The organism is Pseudomonas sp. 1152_12 (assembly GCF_052850675.1).
Genome location: NZ_VXCW01000001.1, coordinates 50,744 through 71,156, shown reverse-complemented (window position 1 = coordinate 71,156; position 20,413 = coordinate 50,744). Strand labels below are relative to the sequence as shown.

The window sequence follows — 20,413 nt, the reverse complement described above, 5'->3', positions numbered from 1 at the left end:
AATGAGCGCCGTAAAAAACACGCCTCTGCACAAGAAAAATGGCACCGCAACCGACACCAAACTGTCGATGCGTGCCGCCCGCGAAGCCCAGAACGGCCTGCAGGCCACCCTCGCCAACGTGCGAGCCACCCAGGATGGTTTGACCGAACTGGACGCCTCGGCGCGTCTGCAACGCGAAGGCTACAACGAAGTGGCCCATGACAAGCCACCTCACGCCATCGTCCAATTCCTGCAGGCACTGAACAATCCCTTCATCTATGTGCTGCTGACTTTGGCTGGTATCAGCTTTGTCACCGACTACTGGCTGCCCTTGCAGGCCGGTGAAGAAGTCGACCTGACCAAAGTCATCATCATCATGACCATGGTGCTCCTGAGTAGCCTGCTGCGCTTCTGGCAGGAACACCGCTCGGCCAAATCCGCCGAAGCGCTGAAAGCCATGGTACGCACCACGGCCACGGTGCTGCGCCGCGAGCAAGTCGGCGCCCAGCCGACGCTGCGCGAAGTGCCGATGCGCGACCTCGTCGCCGGCGACATCGTGCAATTGTCGGCTGGCGACATGATCCCCGCCGACATCCGCCTGATCGAATCCCGTGACCTGTTTATCAGCCAGGCCGTGCTGACCGGTGAAGCCTTGCCGGTCGAGAAATACGACACGCTCGGTGACGTCACGCACAAATCCGCCTCTTCGCTGGCGGCCGACCAAAGCAACCTGCTGGACCTGCCGAACATCTGCTTCATGGGCACCAACGTGGTCAGCGGGCGGGCCAAAGCCGTGGTGGTCGCTACCGGGCCGCGCACTTACTTTGGCTCGCTGGCCAAGGCAATTGTCGGCTCGCGGGTGCAAACCGCGTTCGACCGTGGGGTCAACAGCGTCAGTTGGCTGTTGATTCGCTTCATGCTGGTGATGGTGCCGATCGTATTCCTGCTCAATGGCTTCTCCAAAGGCGACTGGGGCGATGCATTGCTGTTTGCCCTGGCAGTGGCCGTGGGCCTGACCCCGGAAATGCTGCCGATGATCGTCAGCGCCAACCTGGCCAAAGGCGCCACCGCCATGGCTAAGCGCAAAGTGGTGGTCAAACGCCTCAATGCGATTCAGAACTTCGGCTCAATGGATGTGCTCTGCACCGACAAGACCGGCACCCTGACCCAGGACAAGATCATCCTCGAACACCACGTCAACGCCTTCGGCCAACGTGATGATGCGGTGCTGTCCCTGGCCTGGCTGAACAGCTACCACCAGAGCGGCATGAAGAACCTGATGGACCAGGCCGTGGTGCAGTTCTCGGAACACAACCCTAAGTTCCAGTTGCCATTTGCCTACAGCAAGGTCGATGAATTGCCGTTCGACTTCGTGCGCCGTCGCCTGTCGATCGTGGTCAAGGATAGCGCTGGCGACCAGTTGCTGGTGTGCAAGGGCGCGGTGGAAGAGATGCTGAGCATTTCCACGCACGTGATGGAGGATGGCGCGGCGGTGCCGCTGGATGATCGTCGCCGTGACGAATTGCTGGCACTGGCCAATGACTACAACGAGGACGGTTTCCGTGTACTGGTGGTCGCCACCCGTAACATCCCTAAATCGCTGGCGCGCCAGCAATACACCACCGCCGATGAGCGCAACTTGGTCATCCAAGGCTTCCTGACCTTCCTGGATCCACCGAAGGAAACTGCAGGCCCAGCGATTGCGGCGCTGCAACAAATCGGCGTGGCGGTCAAAGTGTTGACCGGCGACAACGCCGTGGTCACCAGCAAGATCTGCCGCCAGGTTGGCCTTGAGCCAGGCCTGCCGCTGCTGGGCTTTGAAATCGAAGCAATGGACGACGCCACCCTGATGCGCCGCGTGGAAGAACGCACGGTGTTCGCCAAGCTCACGCCGCTGCAGAAATCGCGGGTGCTCAAGGCACTGCAAGCCAACGGCCACACGGTCGGCTTCCTCGGTGATGGCATCAACGATGCACCGGCGCTGCGCGACGCCGACGTGGGTATCTCAGTAGACAGCGGCACGGACATCGCCAAGGAATCGGCCGACATCATTCTGCTGGAAAAGAGCCTGATGGTGCTGGAAGAAGGCGTGCTCAAGGGCCGCGAAACCTTCGGCAATATCATGAAGTACCTGAACATGACTGCCAGCTCCAACTTCGGCAACGTGTTCTCGGTGCTGGTAGCCAGTGCGTTCATTCCGTTCATGCCGATGCTGGCAATCCACCTGCTGTTGCAAAACTTGATGTACGACATCTCCCAGCTGGCCTTACCGTGGGACAAGATGGACAAGGAATACCTGGCCAAACCGCGCAAGTGGGATGCGAAAAACATTGGCCGCTTCATGATCTGGATCGGGCCGACCTCGTCAATCTTCGACATCACCACCTTCGCGCTGATGTGGTACGTGTTCAGCGCCAACAGCGTGGAAATGCAGACCCTGTTCCAGTCCGGCTGGTTTATCGAAGGGCTGCTGTCGCAAACCTTAGTGGTGCACATGTTGCGTACCCGCAAGATCCCGTTCTTCCAGAGCACGGCCGCCTGGCCGGTGTTGATGATGACCGCCATCGTCATCGGGCTGGGGATCTACGTGCCGTTCTCGCCGCTGGGCACCCTGGTCGGCCTGGAGCCACTGCCGCTGGCGTACTTCCCATGGTTGGTCGGCACCCTGCTCGCCTACTGCTGCGTGGCGCAACTGATGAAAACGATCTACATCCGCCGCTTCAAGCAGTGGTACTGATCACCCCCGCCGTTTAAACGGTGGCGGTCGCCCGGCCGCCACCGTGCAACACAAGGATTGCGAACATGCGCGTCTTGATCTGTGCAGGTCGTCATTACGCCGACACCAAAAAGTCCCGCCAAGTGCTGGACGCTTACCACCGCCTGCGCCCAGTGCAGGTATTGATTCACGGCGGCAACCAGTTCCTGGGCAGTGACTTCGAGGAGTGGGCGCGGGAAATCGGCATCGACGTGGTGCGCTACCCGCCCAACTGGCAACGCCACGGCAAGCAAGCGGAACGACAGCGCAACCATTTCATGCTGGCCGACAGCCGCCCCGACGTCGTCATCGCCCTGCCAGGTGGTGACGACACCTCGGAGCTGGTCTGCCAGGCCAAAGCCAGCGGCATTTCGGTGCTGACCGTAGAAAGCTGAATTCAAGCGAGGTGCATCATGCACAAAAAACACACGCCTCTTCGCAACGACGGGTTTGCTAAATACCGCGTGCGCCACAATCGCGGCGCCCGCCACACCTTATTGCTGTTGCCGCCAGCCAAGCGGCGTGCACTGCAACGAAATCTGACGTTTATCGGCGTAACCTTGGGCCTGATTTTGCTCATCGCGCTGCTTTCCAAGGCCCACGCGGCCGGTGGTGCTTATGTGGTTGACGACGGGGCGGTGAACGCTCCGGGCGAGTGCAATGTCGATGCCTGGTACAGCGCTAATCGCCACCAAGGCAACGTCCATAACCAAACCTTGAACCCGGCCTGCACCTTCAGCGCACTGCCTTCCGTGCAATGGAGCGCCGCACTGTCGCGCGCCAGTAATGCGGGTGACGCCGAAACGCAGGTCAGCCCACAAGTGAAAGCCCAAGTGTGGTCGCGGGAGGACTTGGGGCTGCAAATGGCGGTTTCGGCAACGTCGCATTTTGCGCTGGACCGCCAGCATGCGTTCGACGGCGCGGATTTGAATGTGCCGCTTACCTGGCAACCGGTGGAGGCCCTGCGCCTGAACCTCAATGGCGGCTGGACACATGCCTATAATGGCGGTGAGCAAAATCATCGCCTGACGTGGGGCACCGGCTTTGAATATCAGCTTGCCGACGCGCTGACGCTGATGGGTGAGCGTTACGGTCAGGAAGGGGGTGACCAGGCGTGGCAGGCTGGACCGCGCTTTCATGTCGGGAAGCTTGTCGATGTGGATGTGGTGATCGGGCAAAGTTTGAGCGGTGAACGCAACCAGTGGTTGAGTACCGGTGCTACTGTGCGGTTCTGAGGAACAGGTGTTGGGTTGAGAGTGCTGGGGGGTTGGGGTGCATTTGTGTGTATATCTGCTGCTGCAGCAACGGATATACACCCACCTAAGCAACCCACCCACCCAACACACCTCTAAACTCTAGCCTGCTGCTCCAGGTGCACTTGCAACTGCGGATCGATGTTCAACTGCCCTGCCAGCTCATCCAGGTAATTGCGCTCCGCATCCTGTTGGTCGTTTACCAGCATCACACTGGCCAGGTAGATCTCCGAAGCCACTGCAGGGTCATTCGCATACTGGGCAAAATCCGCTGCATCCAGGGGCTTGGCGACTTCGGCATCGAACCACTGCTGCAACTGCGGATCATCGGTGTGACGGCCGATCTCGGCAGACATCATCCTTTGCTCCTGCTCATCAACCTCGCCATCCGCCTTGGCCGCTGCGATCAGCGCGCGCAACAATGCATGGCTATGCGCTTCAGCTTCAGCGCCGTCAAGCTGGTCAACCGTTTGGATAGCCTGCTGCGGCGCCGTCGACTGCTGGCGCTGCCAGGCCTGATACGCCTGAAATGCCGCCATCCCCAACGAGGCCAACGCCGCGTAGTTCATCCCGCCAGAGCGCGCCTGCGTTGGACCGCTGGCGGGTGCGCCGCCCAACAAACCGCCGAGGCCACCCAATAACCCACCCAGGCCGCCACCTGCCGAGGCATTGCCGATGCCGGTGCCTTTCAATAAACCGCCGAGCAGCCCGCCCAGGCCACCGCCACCGCCCGAGCCGGCTGCGCCTTGCTGCCCGGCACGCAACAGTTGTTCGAGTAGATCGTTGGTGTTCATGGTGTCACCCTCCCAAGGCGTAGTATTGACGTTAAACAACCATAGCCCGCCGCCGCTGGAACACCATGACCGCTGGGCGGGTACGCTTTATGATGGCCTCACCGCGCCGTTTAGAGAGAAAGCACGTGAACCGCATTGAACAGATTGCGCTGATGGCCGACTACAACCAGTGGATGAACCGCAAGGTCTATGAAGCCGCCGCCAAGCTGACGGACGCAGCGTTAGCGGCGGATCGACAGGCCTTCTTCGGCTCGATTCTCGGCACGCTGAACCACCTGACGCTTGGCGATACCGTCTGGCTCAAACGCTTTGCCCAGCACCCGACAGGCTTCTCGGCGCTGGCACCACTCAGTGCTATCGCTACACCTGACGACCTCAAGCAACTGGCCTACGCCGATATCCGCGCGCTGGCGGCCCATCGCGCCTGGCTGGATCAACTCATCATTGAGTGGGCCCGCAGCCTGAGCGAGCCTGACCTGGATCAGCAACTGAGCTATCACAACATGCGTGGCGTGGCGAACAACAAGCCGTTTTTCGGCTTGCTGGTGCATTTTTTCAACCACCAGACCCATCACCGGGGCCAGGTAACCACACTGCTAACCCAGGCCGGAGTGGATGTCGGCGATACCGACCTGCTAGCGCTGATTGACTAAACTCAGCGCGCGCTGAACGCAGCGTAGGCCTGCATCAAGCGCGGGAAGTCGTGCGGCTCCGGTAATTGTGCGAAGCTTTCGACGGCCGGTGTGTTGGCCCAAGGCAGCTTTTCGCTGGTCCAGGTTTCCATGAACGGCACGTAGCCATGGGCGTTATCCAACAAGGTTGCGCGCACGTTGACGAATTCGTCGATGCCATGGGGGCGTGTGAACAGCCAGCTCATGCAGTGCGGGCAGCAATAGTGGCGATCCACACCGTGCAAGCCGCCGATGACCGGGCAACCTTGGGTCACGGTAAAGCCGCTGGCGGGAATCAGCGCGCTGAGGGAGAACGCGCTGGCGGTCATTTTCTGGCAGCCGCGGCAATGGCACGCCATGGTGATCACCGGTGGAAGACTGATGCTGAAACGCACCCGATTACAGCGGCAACTGCCTTCCAAAGGGAGGTTTTCGACGCTCATCATTTATTCCTTTTTATGATTTTTGGCCTCACAGGGTAACGTGATCAGGCTGCGTAACAAAACCGAACGCTGCGCTGTGCCTGGGGTCGAAAACGTAAGGCGTGGGGGTTATTTACCCCGCCCCGCTCGCGCGCAACCACTGCTTTCGCAGGCGCGTACCCCCATAAGAAGGAGACGCTTACATGGTCACTCACTTCAAGGTCGCCGGGCATTTGGCCTGCGGCCATCACGGCACCAACCTCCCTTCCAGCACCGAGCTGAACCGAGTCAAATGTCGTACCTGCCGCAATACCGAAGCCTACAAAGAAGCGCGCCGTACCCAGCGCAATGCCGCTCGCCGCTCCGCGCGCAAAGCCAAGACCCACACCGCCAGCGACTGGCGCAGTGCGTGGACAAAGCGCCTCACCGACCTTCCCGGGTTGCAGCGTCTGCCACGGGGTTTCAGCGGGCAGCCATTTGTCTGACCTGGCTTGGTTTTGAAAAGATATTTACCAGGTTCCCGTCGGGATCCTGGAGCAGCGCGCATGTATTACCCCACGGCATCTTCGTCACGGGCACAACAACTTGCGCGCTGCTGACCCGCAGCAAAACTGCCTCGACATCCTCCCCCTGCAACGCCAGGATCGCCGACCGATTGCTCGCGGCAACCGCCACCCCGTGGTGTGACCGCATTCTGATTCAGGCCAGCGTCAGTTTTTGACAGGAGCGTTTCGCAAGGCGTCCAAGACCTCTTCTGAGCACCAGGTTCCCCATGTAGATCACTGATCCTACAAGCTTTTTCAGCACCGCGTGAGTGCGATAAACACAGCTTTTGACCTTGCATCCAAGCGCGTGGCTCTATATATTCCCAACCCTGTTGCAACGCGCTACCGCCCGAATGGCGAAACTGGTAGACGCATGGGACTTAAAATCCCCCGCTCGTAAGGGCGTCCCGGTTCGATTCCGGGTTCGGGCACCATAGATATCAAGGGCTTGCCGGGGAAACCTGATGCAGGCCCTTATCTTTTTTATTCCGCGATTTTACTAGCTGTTCCGCAACTATCCATCCCCCGGCGTCCTGCCGACTGAATGACGGGTTGATGTTCTGGCGCCCCCCGATAACCATGAGAACGATGCTTGGAATAAAGGCAGCGTGGTTCTCTGATCATTTCAGCGCACCCAACCCCGCCGCCAACACTTCAAGTACCATCCGAACCTTAGGCTGGGTTTGACGGCTTCTGACCCAGCCCAAGTTGATCTCAAACCCCTCGATCGCCAGGTGCGACAGCACCTCCACCAGTGTCCCTGCTTGCAGTTGTTGTTCGATCAGCCAGGATGGCAACTGGACAATACCGTAGCCGGCCAAGGCGGCCATCACCAGCGCGTCCCCATTACCGACGACCAGTTGCGGCGCGAATTGCCTGTGCAGCGTTACGCCCTGCTCGCCGGTATAGCGCCAAGGGTTGATACGCCCATCAACCCAGCCGTAGGCAATGCCCTGATGCTGCTCAAGGTCGCATTCCGACAATGGCGTGCCGTGGCGAGCGAGATACGCCGGGGATGCACAAAAGATATGCCTCTCACGCGTGAGCACCCTGCGCGCTATCGTCGGCGGCCACTCATCCGCATTGCCGATACGGACCACGATGTCGACGCCGGCCTGAAAGGGGTCGATCAAGCCATCAGAGAAGGTGATGTGCGGCACCAACAACGGGTGCGCCTTCATCCATGGCAAAAGGCTCGGCAGTACCTGTGTGCGCCCGAATGAGCCTGGCAGGTCGATGCGCACTCGCCCGCGCGGCTCGGTACTTTCGGCTTGCAGTGAGCGCTCGGCTTCTTCCAGGTCGACCAACACTGCGGCACACGTGCGCAGGAACACCGTGCCCGCATCGGTCAGCGCCAATGTACGCGTCGTACGTTGAAAAAGCCTGGCGCCCAAACGCTTTTCCAGCCTTGCGATGCTTTTACTGATGGCCGAGGCCGTCAGGTTCATTTTCTCGGCGGCCGCCGCGAAGCTGCCGCACTCCGCGACGCAGACAAACACATCGATACCCTTCAAGCGCTCAGAGGAAAACATCGACATCCCTTATTCATGAACCCAGTTCCTTTCATTCGATAGTAAGCATCCTAAATCAGAATCTGCGTCACCAGTAAGCTGTGTCGCGTGAACCTTATAAATGGACGCTGAGGCTCGAATGCTCGCCACGCTAAAAAACTACTCCGCACCCCTTAACCTGCTGCTGTCTGCGTCACTGGTACTAACCCTTGCCCGCGCGATCACGCTGCCTTATCTGGTGATTTACTTGTCGAGCAACTTTGGCTTGAGCATCGCCGATATCGGCTTGGTGATCGGCAGTACGCTGATCATCGGCTCGCTGTTAAGCCTGTATGGCGGCTTCCTGGTCGACAATATGTCCAGTTACCGGCTGATCCTGACCTTTTGCGCCGTATTCACCTTGAGCTTTGTTGGTGCGTATCGCGCCTCCGAACTTTGGCTGTTCTACCTCTGCCTGGTGTCAATCAACCTGGCGTATGCCGTCATTGATATCGCAGTGAAGGCCGGGTTCGGTAGCCTGCTCCCCGTCGATCAGCGCAGCGAAGTATTTTCGATCAAATACACGCTGACCAATATCGGTTATGCCGTCGGGCCGTTTCTTGGCGCGGGCTTGGCCGGCCTGGACATCAGCCTGCCATTTTTGCTCTCGGCCGGGCTGGGCGCCGGGTTCTTTTTTGTCTACTTCGTATGGGGCGACAGAGGCTTGGTGAGTGTCGAAAAAAACCTCCCACCCACGCCCTTCCTGGCCGTCGGCAAACTGCTGCTGCGTGATTACCGCCTGGTGTGCTTTACCCTCGGCGGAGTGTTGAGTGCCGTGGTGTTCGGCCAATTCACGGCTTACCTTTCGCAGTACCTGGTGGTGACCACCACGGCCCAAGCGACTTACCGGATTATCAGTACGGTCGTTGCGACTAACGCCCTGATGGTGATCAGCCTGCAATACAGCATCGGCAAACGGATTTCCCATCAGTTCCTGAACCTATGGCTCGCCGGTGGACTCGCTCTGTTTATCCTGGGGTTGGGCGGATTTGCGCTGTCCACCACGCTTATAGTGTGGGTGATATCCATGGCCATCTTCACCTTGGGCGAGATCATCGTGTTCCCTGCCGAGTACATGTTCATCGACAACATTGCGCCAAGTCATCTGCGCGGCATGTATTACGCGGCGCAGAACCTCAGCAATGTCGGCGGCGCGCTAGGGCCGGTACTGTGTGGCATCGTACTGGCGACGCAGCCAGCCCACACCATCTTCTACATGCTGATGCTGTTTGTCATGGCGGGTGGGGCGCTGTACTGGCTGGGGGTTGCCCTTGCCGGCAAGGCAACGGCTCACGAGGTGAAGTGAGCAGACATTGAGCGCTTCGGTAGGCCCTATGATCGGCTGGGTCGCGACGACGTCAACCAAGAAGGCAAGCGCTTGGCCTTCGCCGCCGACCCGCAAATGGCCGGCGACTACTTTGGCTACGACGACCTTATATCCCCACCGCGGCTTTCCATGCTCGCGTTGAGTGTGCGCTGCGCTCTGACACTTGCCCTACCCATAGTTAAAGGGCAAAAACAAGATAACCAGGTAGCAACATAGCGCCACCGTTGCGACTGCCGCTCTCGATAGCGGGCTGGCATTTCTGCCCACGCTCGCTGGGGCAATACTGATTGTTCTACCACTCATATAGCAGTACATACCTTGTACAAACCACAACTGCCCTATGACCATCGCGAAAAAGCGTTCGACGTTGCCATCAAGCGCTTGGCGCTTTCATCAGGGTTGTACCCCAGGCCTGCGAGCAGGTAGTCCGAACTCATGAATTGCTTGAGGTCAGTGAGTACCGGGTTGGTTTCGATCAGGTATTTGTGCGGCTGCGACACCGCCTTGCTACCCGGCAAGCCTTGCACACGGTTGAGGGTTGGGCCGTTTGCCGAAGAAACCGGTCCGGTTGTGGCCAGCGGTGTAAGGCCTGGCAGGTTCAAACCACCGGCCTGGTTCGCGCCTACGCGGGTGTCGCGATCAGCGCTGGAGACGCCTGGCACGTTCAGGGATGGCAAACTCCCCGGCGCTGTCACGAGGTTGCGCGGGTCTCTGTCCGCTGGGTACAGACCGCCACCGGTAACGGCTGGCGCCCCCGTTGAGTGTCCAGCAGTGATTCCATCGACCCGTGTGCTGTCGGTGCGGCCCGGCAGCACAATGCCGGCGTCTGCATTACCGACACCGGATGCATCGACGGTGCGTGCCTGGACGTTGATGCCGTTGGCTTCACGGGCGGCGACCACGACCTGGTGGGTGTTCGCAGCAACCTGGGCCGCCCCTTCCACCTGAAGGGTGCGGCCCAGGTTTTCCGGCAACGCCTGTTGACGTTGCGCCAGGTCGATGTCCGCCCCGCCCATCGTCCAGCTTTGCGAATGGGAATGCCCTTGACCCGCAGGCTGGGCGCTGGCGCCGTCCTCGCTCAGGCGGAAAAGACCGTTTTGGCCGCTAGGCAAGCTGAATCCACGCAGGTTCACGGGGTTGACTTGCTGTTGAGCCAGGTCCGCAGGCAGTTGGCGATTAAGGTTGATGATGGTCGTGTTGCCGCGCAACAGTCTTTTGTAATCACTCCTATTGATAGCCCCCTAACGAAACCGGCATTCTAGAGGGCTAATCCCGCGCTTATATCATTCCGAATGATAGTTACCTTTGTTTCATTCGATTCGTGACATAGCACCTCGCCGCGCATGATCCGCCCATCTCAAATACATTGGCGGATGCACCTCATGGAACAGTCACTCAAACATTTGCGCTTCCCCTTGGCGATCTTGGCCGTAGTGGTGATGAGCGCGTGCGGCAAGAGCCCGGAACAAGCGGCCGCCATGCCCCCTGCGAAAATCAGCGTGGCCAAGGTGCTTGAACAACCGGTCAACGAGTGGGATGAATTCACCGGTCGCCTGGAAGCCCCGGAAACCGTGCAGATTCGTCCGCGCGTGTCCGGGCAGATCGACCAGGTGGCCTTCACCGAAGGCGCCTTGGTGAAGAAAGGCGATGTGTTGTTCCAGATCGACCCGCGTCCGTTCCAGGCTGAAGTGCGCCGCCTCGAAGCCCAGCTTGCCCAAACCAAGGCCGCCGCCACCCGCAGTAATAATGAAGCGCAACGTGGCGACCGCCTGCGCCAGAGCAATGCGATCTCCGCCGAACTGGCCGACTCGCGCACCACCGCCGCCCAGGAAGCCCGCGCCGCAGTGGCCGGTATCCAGGCGCAGTTGGACCTGGCCAAGTTGAACCTGAGCTTCACCCGCGTGACCTCGCCGATCAGCGGCCGTGTCAGCCGTGCCGAAATCACCGCCGGCAACCTGGTCACCGCCGATGTCACCGCACTGACCAGCGTGGTCTCCACCGACAAGGTCTACGCCTACTTCGACGCTGATGAGCGCGTGTACCTCAAGTACACCCAACTGGCGCGAGAAGGCCGTCGTGGTGCAACAACGCCTGTGTACCTGGGCCTGTCCAACGAAACCGGCAACCCGCACCTGGGGCAGATGAACTTCGTCGACAACCAGGTTAACCCGGCCACCGGCACCATCCGTGGTCGCGCCGTGTTCGATAACAGCAAGGGCGAATACACCCCAGGCCTGTATGCGCGCTTGAAGCTGGTCGGCAGCGGCACCTACTCCGCCGTGCTGATCAACGATGAAGCCGTCGGCACTGACCTTGGCAAGAAGTTCGTGTTGGTGATGGACGGCGACAAGCCAGCGTATCGCTCGGTAGAACTGGGGCCGAAGATCGAAGGCTTGCGCATCGTGCGCAGTGGCTTGAACAAGGACGACACCATCGTCGTGAAGGGCCTGCAGCGGATTCGCCCAGGGTCGCCGGTTGCTCCGGAAACGATCCCGATGGCCAGCAAAGAAACCCTCGCCGCCTTGGCACAACAACGACAAGCGCTTGAAGCCAGCAACCTGGAGCAAGTGGCGCCGGACAAAGCCGCGCCAAAAGTTGCCAGCGTCGCGACTCCACGCGGTTAAGGGATACAACTCAAGATGAATTTTTCCAAGTTCTTCATTTCGCGGCCGATCTTCGCAGCGGTGTTGTCGCTGTTGATCCTGATCGCCGGTGCAATTTCGCTGTTCCAACTGCCGATCAGCGAATACCCGGAAGTGGTGCCGCCAACGGTCGTGGTACGCGCCAACTTCCCCGGCGCCAACCCTAAAGTCATCGGTGAAACCGTGGCCGCTCCCCTGGAGCAAGCTATCACTGGCGTCGAGAACATGCTGTACATGTCCTCGCAGTCGACCGCCGACGGCAAGCTGACCCTGACCATCACCTTCGCCCTGGGCACTGACCTGGACAACGCGCAGGTGCAAGTACAAAACCGTGTGACGCGCACCCAGCCAAAACTGCCTGAGGAAGTGACCCGCATCGGTATCACCGTGGACAAGGCCTCCCCTGACCTGACCATGGTGGTGCACTTGACCTCCCCGGATCAGCGTTACGACATGCTCTACCTGTCCAACTACGCCTTGCTCAATGTGAAGGATGAGTTGGCCCGCCTGGGCGGCGTGGGTGACGTGCAGCTGTTCGGCATGGGCGACTACTCCTTGCGCGTGTGGCTGGACCCGAACAAGACCGCTTCGCGCAACCTGACCGCCACTGATGTTGTGAGTGCGATCCGCGAGCAAAACCGCCAAGTGGCCGCCGGTGCGCTGGGAGCTCAACCTTCACCGAATGCCACCAGTTTCCAACTGTCGGTCAACACTCAGGGCCGCCTGGTCACTGAAGAAGAGTTCGAGAACATCATCATTCGCGCAGGCGATAACGGTGAAATCACGCGCCTGAAAGACATCGCACGGGTTGAGCTGGGTTCCAGCCAATATGCGCTGCGCTCGTTGCTCAACAACCAGCCAGCGGTGGCGATTCCGATCTTCCAGCGCCCGGGCTCCAACGCAATCGAGATTTCCAACGAAGTGCGCGGCAAGATGGAAGAGCTGAAAAAGAGCTTCCCACAAGGCATGGACTACAGCATCGTCTATGACCCCACCATCTTCGTACGTGGCTCCATCGAAGCGGTGGTTCACACCCTGTTCGAAGCACTGATCCTCGTAGTGCTGGTGGTGATCCTGTTCCTGCAAACCTGGCGCGCCTCGATCATTCCGTTGGTAGCGGTGCCGGTATCGTTGATCGGTACGTTTGCGGTGATGCACCTGTTCGGCTTCTCACTTAACGCGCTGTCGTTGTTCGGTTTGGTACTGGCCATCGGTATCGTGGTGGACGACGCCATCGTGGTGGTGGAGAACGTCGAGCGAAACATTGAATTGGGATTGAAACCGTTCCCGGCCACTGAAAAAGCCATGAGCGAAGTGACCGGCCCGATCATCGCCACCGCGTTGGTACTGTGTGCGGTGTTCATTCCGGCGGCCTTTATCAGTGGCTTGACGGGGCAGTTCTATAAGCAGTTCGCCTTGACCATTGCGATTTCCACGGTGATCTCGGCCTTCAACTCGCTGACCTTGTCCCCTGCCCTGGCCGCCGTGTTGCTGCGCAGCCATGACGCGCCGAAGGATCGCTTCTCCAAGGTGCTTGACAAGCTGTTGGGTGGCTGGTTGTTCCGTCCGTTTAACCGCTTCTTTGAGAAAGCCAGCCACGGGTATGTCGGCACCGTGCGCCGGGTGATTCGCGGCAGTGGTATCGCCCTGGTCCTGTACGCCGGCCTGATGGTGCTGACGTGGCTGGGGTTTGCCCACACCCCCACCGGTTTTGTACCGGCCCAGGACAAGCAATACCTGGTGGCCTTCGCGCAATTGCCGGACGCTGCGAGCCTGGACCGCACTGAAGAGGTGATCAAGCGCATGTCCGACATCGCGCTGAAGCAACCCGGTGTGGAAGCCGCAGTGGCGTTCCCGGGTCTGTCGATCAACGGTTTCACCAACAGCCCGAACAGCGGCATCGTGTTCGTGACCTTGAAGCCGTTCGACGAGCGCAAAGACCCGAGCATGTCGGCAGGCGCCATTGCCGGTGCACTGAACGGCAAGTACACCAGCATCGAAGAAGCTTACATGGCTATCTTCCCGCCGCCGCCGGTACAGGGCCTGGGGACGATCGGCGGGTTCCGCCTGCAGATCGAAGACCGCGGCAACCTGGGGTATGACGAGCTGTACAAAGAAGTGCAGAACGTCATCACCAAGAGCCGTACCACGCCCGAGCTGTTCGGCCTGTTCACCAGCTACACGGTCAACGTGCCCCAGGTCGATGCTGCCATCGACCGCGAAAAAGCCAAGACCCACGGCGTGGCGGTCAGCGATATCTTCGACACCCTGCAGATCTACCTGGGGTCGTTATACGCCAACGACTTCAACCGCTTCGGCCGTACTTACCAGGTCAACGTGCAGGCTGAGCAGCAGTTCCGCCAAGATGAAGACCAGATCGGCCAGCTGAAAGTACGCAACAACAAAGGCGAGATGATCCCGCTGGCGACTTTTATCAAGGTCAGCGACACCTCGGGGCCGGACCGTGTGATGCACTACAACGGCTTTATCACCGCTGAAATTAACGGCAACGCCGCACCAGGCTACAGCTCGGGCCAGGCTCAGGCTGCGATTGAAAAGCTGTTGAAAGAGGAACTGCCCAACGGCATGACCTACGAGTGGACCGACCTGACGTATCAGCAAATCCTCTCGGGCAACACCGCGCTGTTTGTGTTCCCGCTCTGCGTACTGCTGGCGTTCCTGGTACTCGCGGCCCAATACGAAAGCTGGAGCCTGCCACTGGCGGTGATCCTGATCGTACCGATGACGCTGCTGTCGGCCATTACCGGGGTGATTATCTCCGGCGGCGACAACAACATCTTCACGCAAATCGGCTTGATCGTACTGGTGGGCCTGGCGTGCAAGAACGCGATTCTGATCGTCGAGTTCGCCAAGGATAAACAGGCCGAGGGGCTCGATCCGCTCGCTGCGGTACTGGAAGCCTGCCGTCTGCGTCTGCGGCCGATCCTGATGACCTCGTTCGCCTTCATCATGGGTGTGGTGCCACTGGTGTTGTCCAGCGGTGCCGGTGCCGAGATGCGTCATGCCATGGGCGTGGCGGTGTTCTCCGGGATGATCGGGGTGACCTTCTTCGGCCTGTTGCTGACGCCAGTGTTCTACGTATTGATCCGTCGCTATGTGGAGCGCAGCGAAGCGCGCAAAGCGGCCAAGGCCTTGAAGCTGGAGACACAGCAATGAGTGTGAAAGTCTTTCTGCCGAGCTTGCTGGTCCTGGCGCTGAGCGCCTGTGCCGTAGGCCCGGACTATAAAACCGAGCAATTGGAGGCGGCCAACATCACGGCCGCCGCCGACACCAAAAGTTATGACCATGCCAAGTACGAAGGCATCTGGTGGCAGCAGTTCGACGACCCGACCCTCGACCAACTGGTAACCCAGTCGTTGAACGGTAACCGCGACCTGCGTGTGGCGTTCGCCCGCCTGCGAGCCGCCCGCGCGATTCGCGATGACGCGGCCAACGACATCATGCCGGTGGTGACCAGCCGCGCCAGCAGCAACGTGGGCAAAGGCCAGATCCCAGGCCAGACCACCAAGCGCGTCAACAGCGAGCGTTACGACCTGGGCCTGGACATGGCCTGGGAAGTGGATTTGTTTGGTCGCATCCGCCGCAACCTGGAAGCCAGCGACGCTGACCAACAAGTGGCCGAAGCCGACCTGTACCAACTGCAAGTCACCATGATTGCCGAGCTGGTGGACGCCTACGGTCAACTGCGCGGCGCGCAACTGCGTGAACGCATCGCCCTGGACAACCTGAAGAACCAGCAGGAATCGCGCGCCATCACTGTGAGCCTGCGTGATGCCGGCGTCGGTGATCAGCTCGATGTGGAACGCGCCGATGCACGTCTGGCCGCCGTTGAAGCCAGCGTGCCGCAACTGCAGGCCGAGCAAGTGCGCGAGCGTAACCGCATCGCCACCCTCCTCGGCCAGCGCCCCGACAAGTTGACCGTCGACCTGAGCCCCAAAGACCTGCCAGCGATTGCCAAGGCGTTGCCGATCGGCGACCCAGGGCAACTGCTGCAACGGCGCCCGGACATCCTCAGCGCTGAGCGCAAATTGGCCGCCGCCACCGCGCGTATCGGCGTGGCCAAGGCCGACCTGTTCCCACGGGTGAGCCTCAGCGGCTTCCTCGGTTTTACCGCTGGGCGCGGTTCGCAGATCGGTTCGGCCGCAGCGAATGCCTGGTCCCTTGGCCCGAGCATTACCTGGGCCGCCTTTGACTTGGGCAGCGTACGCGCGCGTTTGCGCGGCGCGAACGCCGAGGCCGATGGCGCGCTGGCAACTTATGAGCAACAAGTGTTGCTGGCACTGGAGGAATCGGAAAATGCGTTCAGTGATTACGGCAAACGTCAGCAGCGCCTGGTCTCGCTGATTCGTCAGAGTGAGTCGAGCCGCGCCGCTGCCGATCTTGCGGCGATCCGTTATCGTGAAGGCACTGTGGACTTTTTGGTATTGCTCGACGCGCAACGTGAGCGTCTGGCGGCTGAAGACTCACAGGCTCAGGCCGAGGTGGACTTGTATCGCGGCATTGTCGCGATCTACAAAGCCCTCGGTGGTGGCTGGCAGCCGGACACAGTCGTAGCCAGCAGCAAGTGATGTAAAGAGCTCCTTTGGTTGGTCGCATCCAGCCAATTTTTAGCCCTGCGGTCCATTCGGTCGTGGGGCTTTTTTTGCGCTTTCAATACTCGCCGGCGTTTGATTCTGAGTGACGCATTGCCGCTTTCTTGATAGGGGCTAAGGCGTGATCGGCGAATGGAAACTTGTACACACGAATGCTTGGAAGGCTTAGGAGGAGTCTGCTGTTAAGCGGTAAAAAGGGCTTTCAGAATGTTGGCTCCTTTTAATCTGGAGCGCTTTCGTGAGTTTATTCAACGCCGATGCAGGAAAAGCTTACTACCGTGAGAAGTTTTTCGCGCCCCAAGCTCACATCAAAAGAAAAGAGTCAACCAGTGCGCAGGTGCCCGTTCAGTCGGGTCGGTCGGTTGACGTGCAGAAAAAAGCTGACGATGAACTGGCCAAGTTTTTAGCCGACGTCCACAACAATATCGGCTTGTGGCGGCCTCTGCCCAAACAGACCTCGGTTGGCAAGTGGCTGGATCTTTTCAACCAGTCGTGGGGAGCGCCTGCAATGCAGGCTTGGATGAAGGCGCAAAACCTCATACCTCGCTCGCTTCGCCTACAGGGTTCCACACTGACAGCGCAATCGATCATGGACGGCAAAATCACCCAGAGGACCTTTACCCCATCGGACGGCTCCGGTTGGTGGCCGATAGGGCGCCAAGCTATCGCCAGCGCCGCCGTACTTGACCCGCAGCAGTCAGGCCTGGTCGGCGGCGCTCGGGCTGTGCTCTGGCCGGAGAACGTCATGGCGTTCTACGGCTTAACTTGGCCTCTCAGTCATGCGCAGGCCGACCAACTCAGGGCCAGCGGTTTCCCCGCCGTGAGCGTGGCGCATGATTACTTGCGCTCCCCTGAAGTTCTGGAGCTGGCATCACGCGAGTTCATGGACGCAGAGCAAGAAGCCGCGTTGATAAAGACACTGCTCAGCGCCATCAAGGATAAGCCTGACCATGCGCGAATCGATTTACGCACGACGCTTCAGGCCCTTACGCCGGGGTCGTCATTCGCGATTGCCAATAAGTCCAAGCCCCAACTGTTGAAGAACCTGAGGGACCACCCCCTCATGCTGCCTGTCCTGCGAGGCTGCCAAGCAGATTGGAATGCTCCCGTTCGGCTGGTCGATGGAGAATTCTTTATAAAGAGCCGTGGTCGATTCGCCCAATGGATCAACGTGACGGTAGACGTTAGAGGCAAGCCAGAACTGGCCTCCCTTCTGGATAACGCTATCAAACAAGCGAAAAGTACCGGAAATATCATTAATTCAGGCGCAAAGGCCAGCGCGGAGCAACTGCTGCGCTTTGCGGGGATTGACGCATTGCCCGCCAGAGTCAGTGTCACCGAGCTGCAGAACCTGTTGAACTGGAAACTCAACCCAGTGCCACCGGGGCCTTCATTGGGCAGCTACGCCCGTGACTTTCTGACGTTCGCACAATCACCCGACTACTTAAGCACCGAACAGCGCGTCAGAGTGCGCCGTTCTGCTTCTGCCACGGATGCAGCGCCAACGTTGGTGATGCTCGATTGTTCGCCGCAACCCTGGTCAGGGAACACCCTGGAGCACATACGTGCGAACGCCGACGAACTCATCACCCAGTCGTTGACTCAAGGCGCAGGCTTGGGGCGGTGCGACCCCATTTTGCGCGCATTAAAAGACGATCCGTCATCGCCAATGGAAGAGGCGTCCCCAAGCTACCGCAAACAGATGATCCTGACCCGTGATCTGCTCTGCATTGATCCAGAGCTGGGCTTAAAACGTAATCATATTGCTGGCTACGACCTGTACTCAGCGTCCAACACAGGAAAAACACTGTCCGAGGTGCGTGCTGAGCTGGAACAATACATTGGCGCAACTAAACAGATCCCCATGAACCAGGCTGTATTGGTCACGCATGCCTTGTTGGCGACTGTCGCTCCCGAGTTCCTGGTTAAGGGGGCTGGCGAAGAACGGGTCGGGTGTTCGGCGCTGGTGAACTTGCGAATTCAAACCGCAATGGTGGAACTGGCCGCTCAAGGCAGTTCGCGTGAAATGAGTACAGAACAGATCAGTTCACGCGCGCTCTTGAGCCCTGTATCCAATGATCACCAGCAATTGCAAGCGGTTGAGAGCGCTGGGCCCATTTATGATTGGGCCCTTGCGCAGGGGGTGGTCCGCCCACAGGATGATTATTCGCCGTCAGCCGTCAAACGGGCGCTTAAGAGCTTCAACCAACGTATCGATGAACACACGGCCATGAGCCGTAATCTTGATAAAGCCCGCGCAGTTTATATGACCCGTCTTGAAGCAGGCCGGCAGGAGCTCGAGAGGGTGTGCCCAGGTAATAGCGACTTTTTCAAAAAAGCCACGATTTACGCTGAGCCAGACTCAGTTTTATACAAAATCGGAAAAGCCTTTTTATCTTTTTCCGGCTCTATATCAGGCGCGCACGCCGCCGTTATTGATGGTCTCCCCGTCTCGACGGCGGAGCATCTAATTGAAGCTAGCTCCCTCTACGACCTGTACATTTGCGGCGTATTGACGGCAGAAAATGTATCGACCAAGGCATGGAAATTTACCAGTCCTCAAGCACGCATGAAATTTGAGGCGCTAACGCCGCAGCTATCAAAGTTAAAACCTATCTACCAGGTGTTCGATGGCACGTTCAATGCCGGGACTGAGCACTTGGAGAAATTTAAGCTGATGTCAGCCAGAGTGATGATGAGCGAAATGCCGCTCGAGGACAGGGTACGGCTGGAGTTTGGCCAGGTCTTCGTATTGGGTGCCTCAGCGACTCAACGGCCCGAGAACGGCGGCCTCAGCCAAGCGCAGGCCCAACAAGAAATGGGGCCGATTGTATATGCCAGTGATGCCTCGGGCGCCCAGTGTTATGAGTTTCTCCCGTCGACAAACAGTTATAGATTGCGCCCGGAATTGCTGGCCGGCATGAATACCCTAAAAAAAGTTGATATCGAGAAACACAAAAATACCTTCAGCCTGCTCAAAAAACAGTATCCGACATTAGCCGGGGATATTGATATCAAGGGGTATTTCCCCGCAGATAAACACTATCAAAACGGATCCGCACAAGTACCGAACACCTATTCGTCCACGAGGACAAATGAACTGATTAAGGTCTTCAAGAATAATAGACTGCTCATCAACCGCCCCTTGATGCTGACGCGCGCCAAGGGCACCACGAAAAATGAGAGCGTACAACAGCGATTTGACGCGGCGGAATCATTCATTATCAACACGCTCATTCCTTTCAAGTCCAATATTGAGGACATCGCCTCAGGCGATCCGAAACGTGCGGCGATGGGGATGCTCGGTCTCGGGCTGGAAATTTTCGGCGCCCTGTTCGTGGTGGGTAGCGCTGTCAAGGCGGCCGCAAAAGGTACCACGATAGCGTTCAAGCTTGGACAATTGGGTAAGGCAGCTGTATCGATGTTCAACCTTCCTGGTGCCGTCATGGACACCAGTAAGTCGTTGTACCGCCTCTCATCAGTCGGGGTCAGAAGCCTAGGCAATGCCGGATCTGGAACCTTGGCTAAAGGCCTTGCCGACATTCGAAAATGGGTGTCCGGCGTACACAGCCAGAGCCAGGCCAGGCGTTCGTTCAAGGCCTGGACGGCCAAAGACACTGCGGATTTGCTGAGTAACACAGGGTTGATCAACACCGGGATCGGAGCACGTGGTTTTAGCCAAGAACCCTTACCCGAGCAGTCACCCGGCAGCACCATAAACGCTCTAACTTAACCATTCCCCATTCGAGCAGGGATGCTCATCCCCGTTAAACTTCTCCCCCCACACCCCGCGCCCTGACACCCTCGAAACCCGACTCGAAAGGCTTCACGATGACCGCAGTTAGAGGCCGGTGAGTAGACC

At 59.0% G+C, this 20,413-nt stretch carries 15 protein-coding genes and 1 tRNA gene; 11 read left to right on the top strand and 5 right to left on the bottom strand.

All coding sequences use genetic code 11. The features are described from left to right. Nucleotide 1 precedes the first annotated feature (1 nt). The 3 genes from mgtA (at nt 2) to FW764_RS00260 (ending at nt 3,969) form a co-directional block, all read left to right on the top strand. Nucleotides 2–2,716 (top strand): magnesium-translocating P-type ATPase, encoded by a 2,715-nt coding sequence (gene mgtA, locus FW764_RS00270; RefSeq protein ID WP_446432203.1) that lies wholly within the window; start codon nt 2–4, stop codon nt 2,714–2,716. A 65-nt stretch (nt 2,717–2,781) separates the two neighbouring features. Further along, nucleotides 2,782–3,129: an SLOG family protein gene (locus FW764_RS00265; protein WP_446432202.1), complete on the top strand. Its 348-nt coding sequence runs from the start codon at nt 2,782–2,784 to the stop codon at nt 3,127–3,129. A gap of 18 nt (nt 3,130–3,147) precedes the next feature. Continuing rightward, nucleotides 3,148–3,969, top strand: a complete 822-nt coding sequence (locus FW764_RS00260; RefSeq protein ID WP_446432201.1) for a hypothetical protein — start codon at nt 3,148–3,150, stop codon at nt 3,967–3,969. 113 nt (nt 3,970–4,082) lie between these two features. Here FW764_RS00260 and FW764_RS00255 read toward each other — a convergent pair whose 3' ends face one another. Continuing rightward, entirely contained in the window at nt 4,083–4,781 is a 699-nt protein-coding gene (locus FW764_RS00255; RefSeq protein WP_446432200.1) for a tellurite resistance TerB family protein, read from the bottom strand. A gap of 125 nt (nt 4,782–4,906) precedes the next feature. On the opposite strand from FW764_RS00255, the gene FW764_RS00250 reads away from it, so the two are divergent. After that, nucleotides 4,907–5,434, top strand: coding sequence for a DinB family protein (locus FW764_RS00250; RefSeq protein WP_446432199.1), 528 nt, complete (start codon nt 4,907–4,909; stop codon nt 5,432–5,434). Between the two features lie 2 nt (nt 5,435–5,436). Here FW764_RS00250 and FW764_RS00245 read toward each other — a convergent pair whose 3' ends face one another. Next, complete coding sequence (locus FW764_RS00245; protein WP_446432198.1) at nt 5,437–5,895, bottom strand: GFA family protein; 459 nt, start codon at nt 5,893–5,895, stop codon at nt 5,437–5,439. Between the two features lie 182 nt (nt 5,896–6,077). On the opposite strand from FW764_RS00245, the gene FW764_RS00240 reads away from it, so the two are divergent. Continuing rightward, nucleotides 6,078–6,359 (top strand): hypothetical protein, encoded by a 282-nt coding sequence (locus FW764_RS00240; RefSeq protein ID WP_446432197.1) that lies wholly within the window; start codon nt 6,078–6,080, stop codon nt 6,357–6,359. On the opposite strand, the gene FW764_RS00235 is transcribed toward FW764_RS00240, so the two are convergent. Then, entirely contained in the window at nt 6,337–6,567 is a 231-nt protein-coding gene (locus FW764_RS00235; protein WP_446432196.1) for a VOC family protein, read from the bottom strand. The two genes, FW764_RS00240 and FW764_RS00235, sit on opposite strands and share 23 nt — an antisense overlap. Nucleotides 6,568–6,766: 199 nt before the next feature. Here FW764_RS00235 and FW764_RS00230 point away from each other — a divergent pair. Next, nucleotides 6,767–6,853 (top strand) — tRNA-Leu (locus FW764_RS00230). 186 nt (nt 6,854–7,039) lie between these two features. Here FW764_RS00230 and FW764_RS00225 read toward each other — a convergent pair. After that, complete coding sequence (locus tag FW764_RS00225) at nt 7,040–7,951, bottom strand: LysR substrate-binding domain-containing protein (RefSeq protein ID WP_446432618.1); 912 nt, start codon at nt 7,949–7,951, stop codon at nt 7,040–7,042. 118 nt (nt 7,952–8,069) lie between these two features. Here FW764_RS00225 and FW764_RS00220 point away from each other — a divergent pair, with 118 nt between their 5' ends. After that, a complete protein-coding gene (locus FW764_RS00220) occupies nt 8,070–9,275 on the top strand; it encodes an MFS transporter (protein WP_446432195.1) in 1,206 nt (401 codons plus the stop codon). Nucleotides 9,276–9,634: 359 nt separating this feature from the next. On the opposite strand, the gene FW764_RS00215 is transcribed toward FW764_RS00220, so the two are convergent. After that, on the bottom strand, nt 9,635–10,504 hold the full coding sequence (locus tag FW764_RS00215; RefSeq protein ID WP_446432194.1) for a hypothetical protein: 870 nt from the start codon (nt 10,502–10,504) through the stop codon (nt 9,635–9,637). A gap of 174 nt (nt 10,505–10,678) precedes the next feature. On the opposite strand from FW764_RS00215, the gene mexE reads away from it, so the two are divergent. The 4 genes from mexE (at nt 10,679) to FW764_RS00195 (ending at nt 20,284) form a co-directional block, all read left to right on the top strand. Further along, nucleotides 10,679–11,920 carry a multidrug efflux RND transporter periplasmic adaptor subunit MexE gene (gene mexE, locus FW764_RS00210; protein ID WP_446432193.1) on the top strand — a complete coding sequence of 414 codons (1,242 nt, stop codon included), beginning with the start codon at nt 10,679–10,681 and terminating at the stop codon, nt 11,918–11,920. A gap of 15 nt (nt 11,921–11,935) precedes the next feature. Then, a complete protein-coding gene (locus FW764_RS00205) occupies nt 11,936–15,115 on the top strand; it encodes an efflux RND transporter permease subunit (protein ID WP_446432192.1) in 3,180 nt (1,059 codons plus the stop codon). Then, the gene (locus FW764_RS00200) at nt 15,112–16,527 is read left to right on the top strand and encodes an efflux transporter outer membrane subunit (protein WP_446432191.1); all 1,416 of its coding nucleotides are present in this window, start codon (nt 15,112–15,114) and stop codon (nt 16,525–16,527) included. The genes FW764_RS00205 and FW764_RS00200 overlap by 4 nt, the downstream gene beginning before the upstream one ends. A gap of 262 nt (nt 16,528–16,789) precedes the next feature. After that, nucleotides 16,790–20,284 carry a hypothetical protein gene (locus FW764_RS00195; protein WP_446432190.1) on the top strand — a complete coding sequence of 1,165 codons (3,495 nt, stop codon included), beginning with the start codon at nt 16,790–16,792 and terminating at the stop codon, nt 20,282–20,284. The last annotated feature ends 129 nt before the right edge of the window (nt 20,285–20,413 follow it).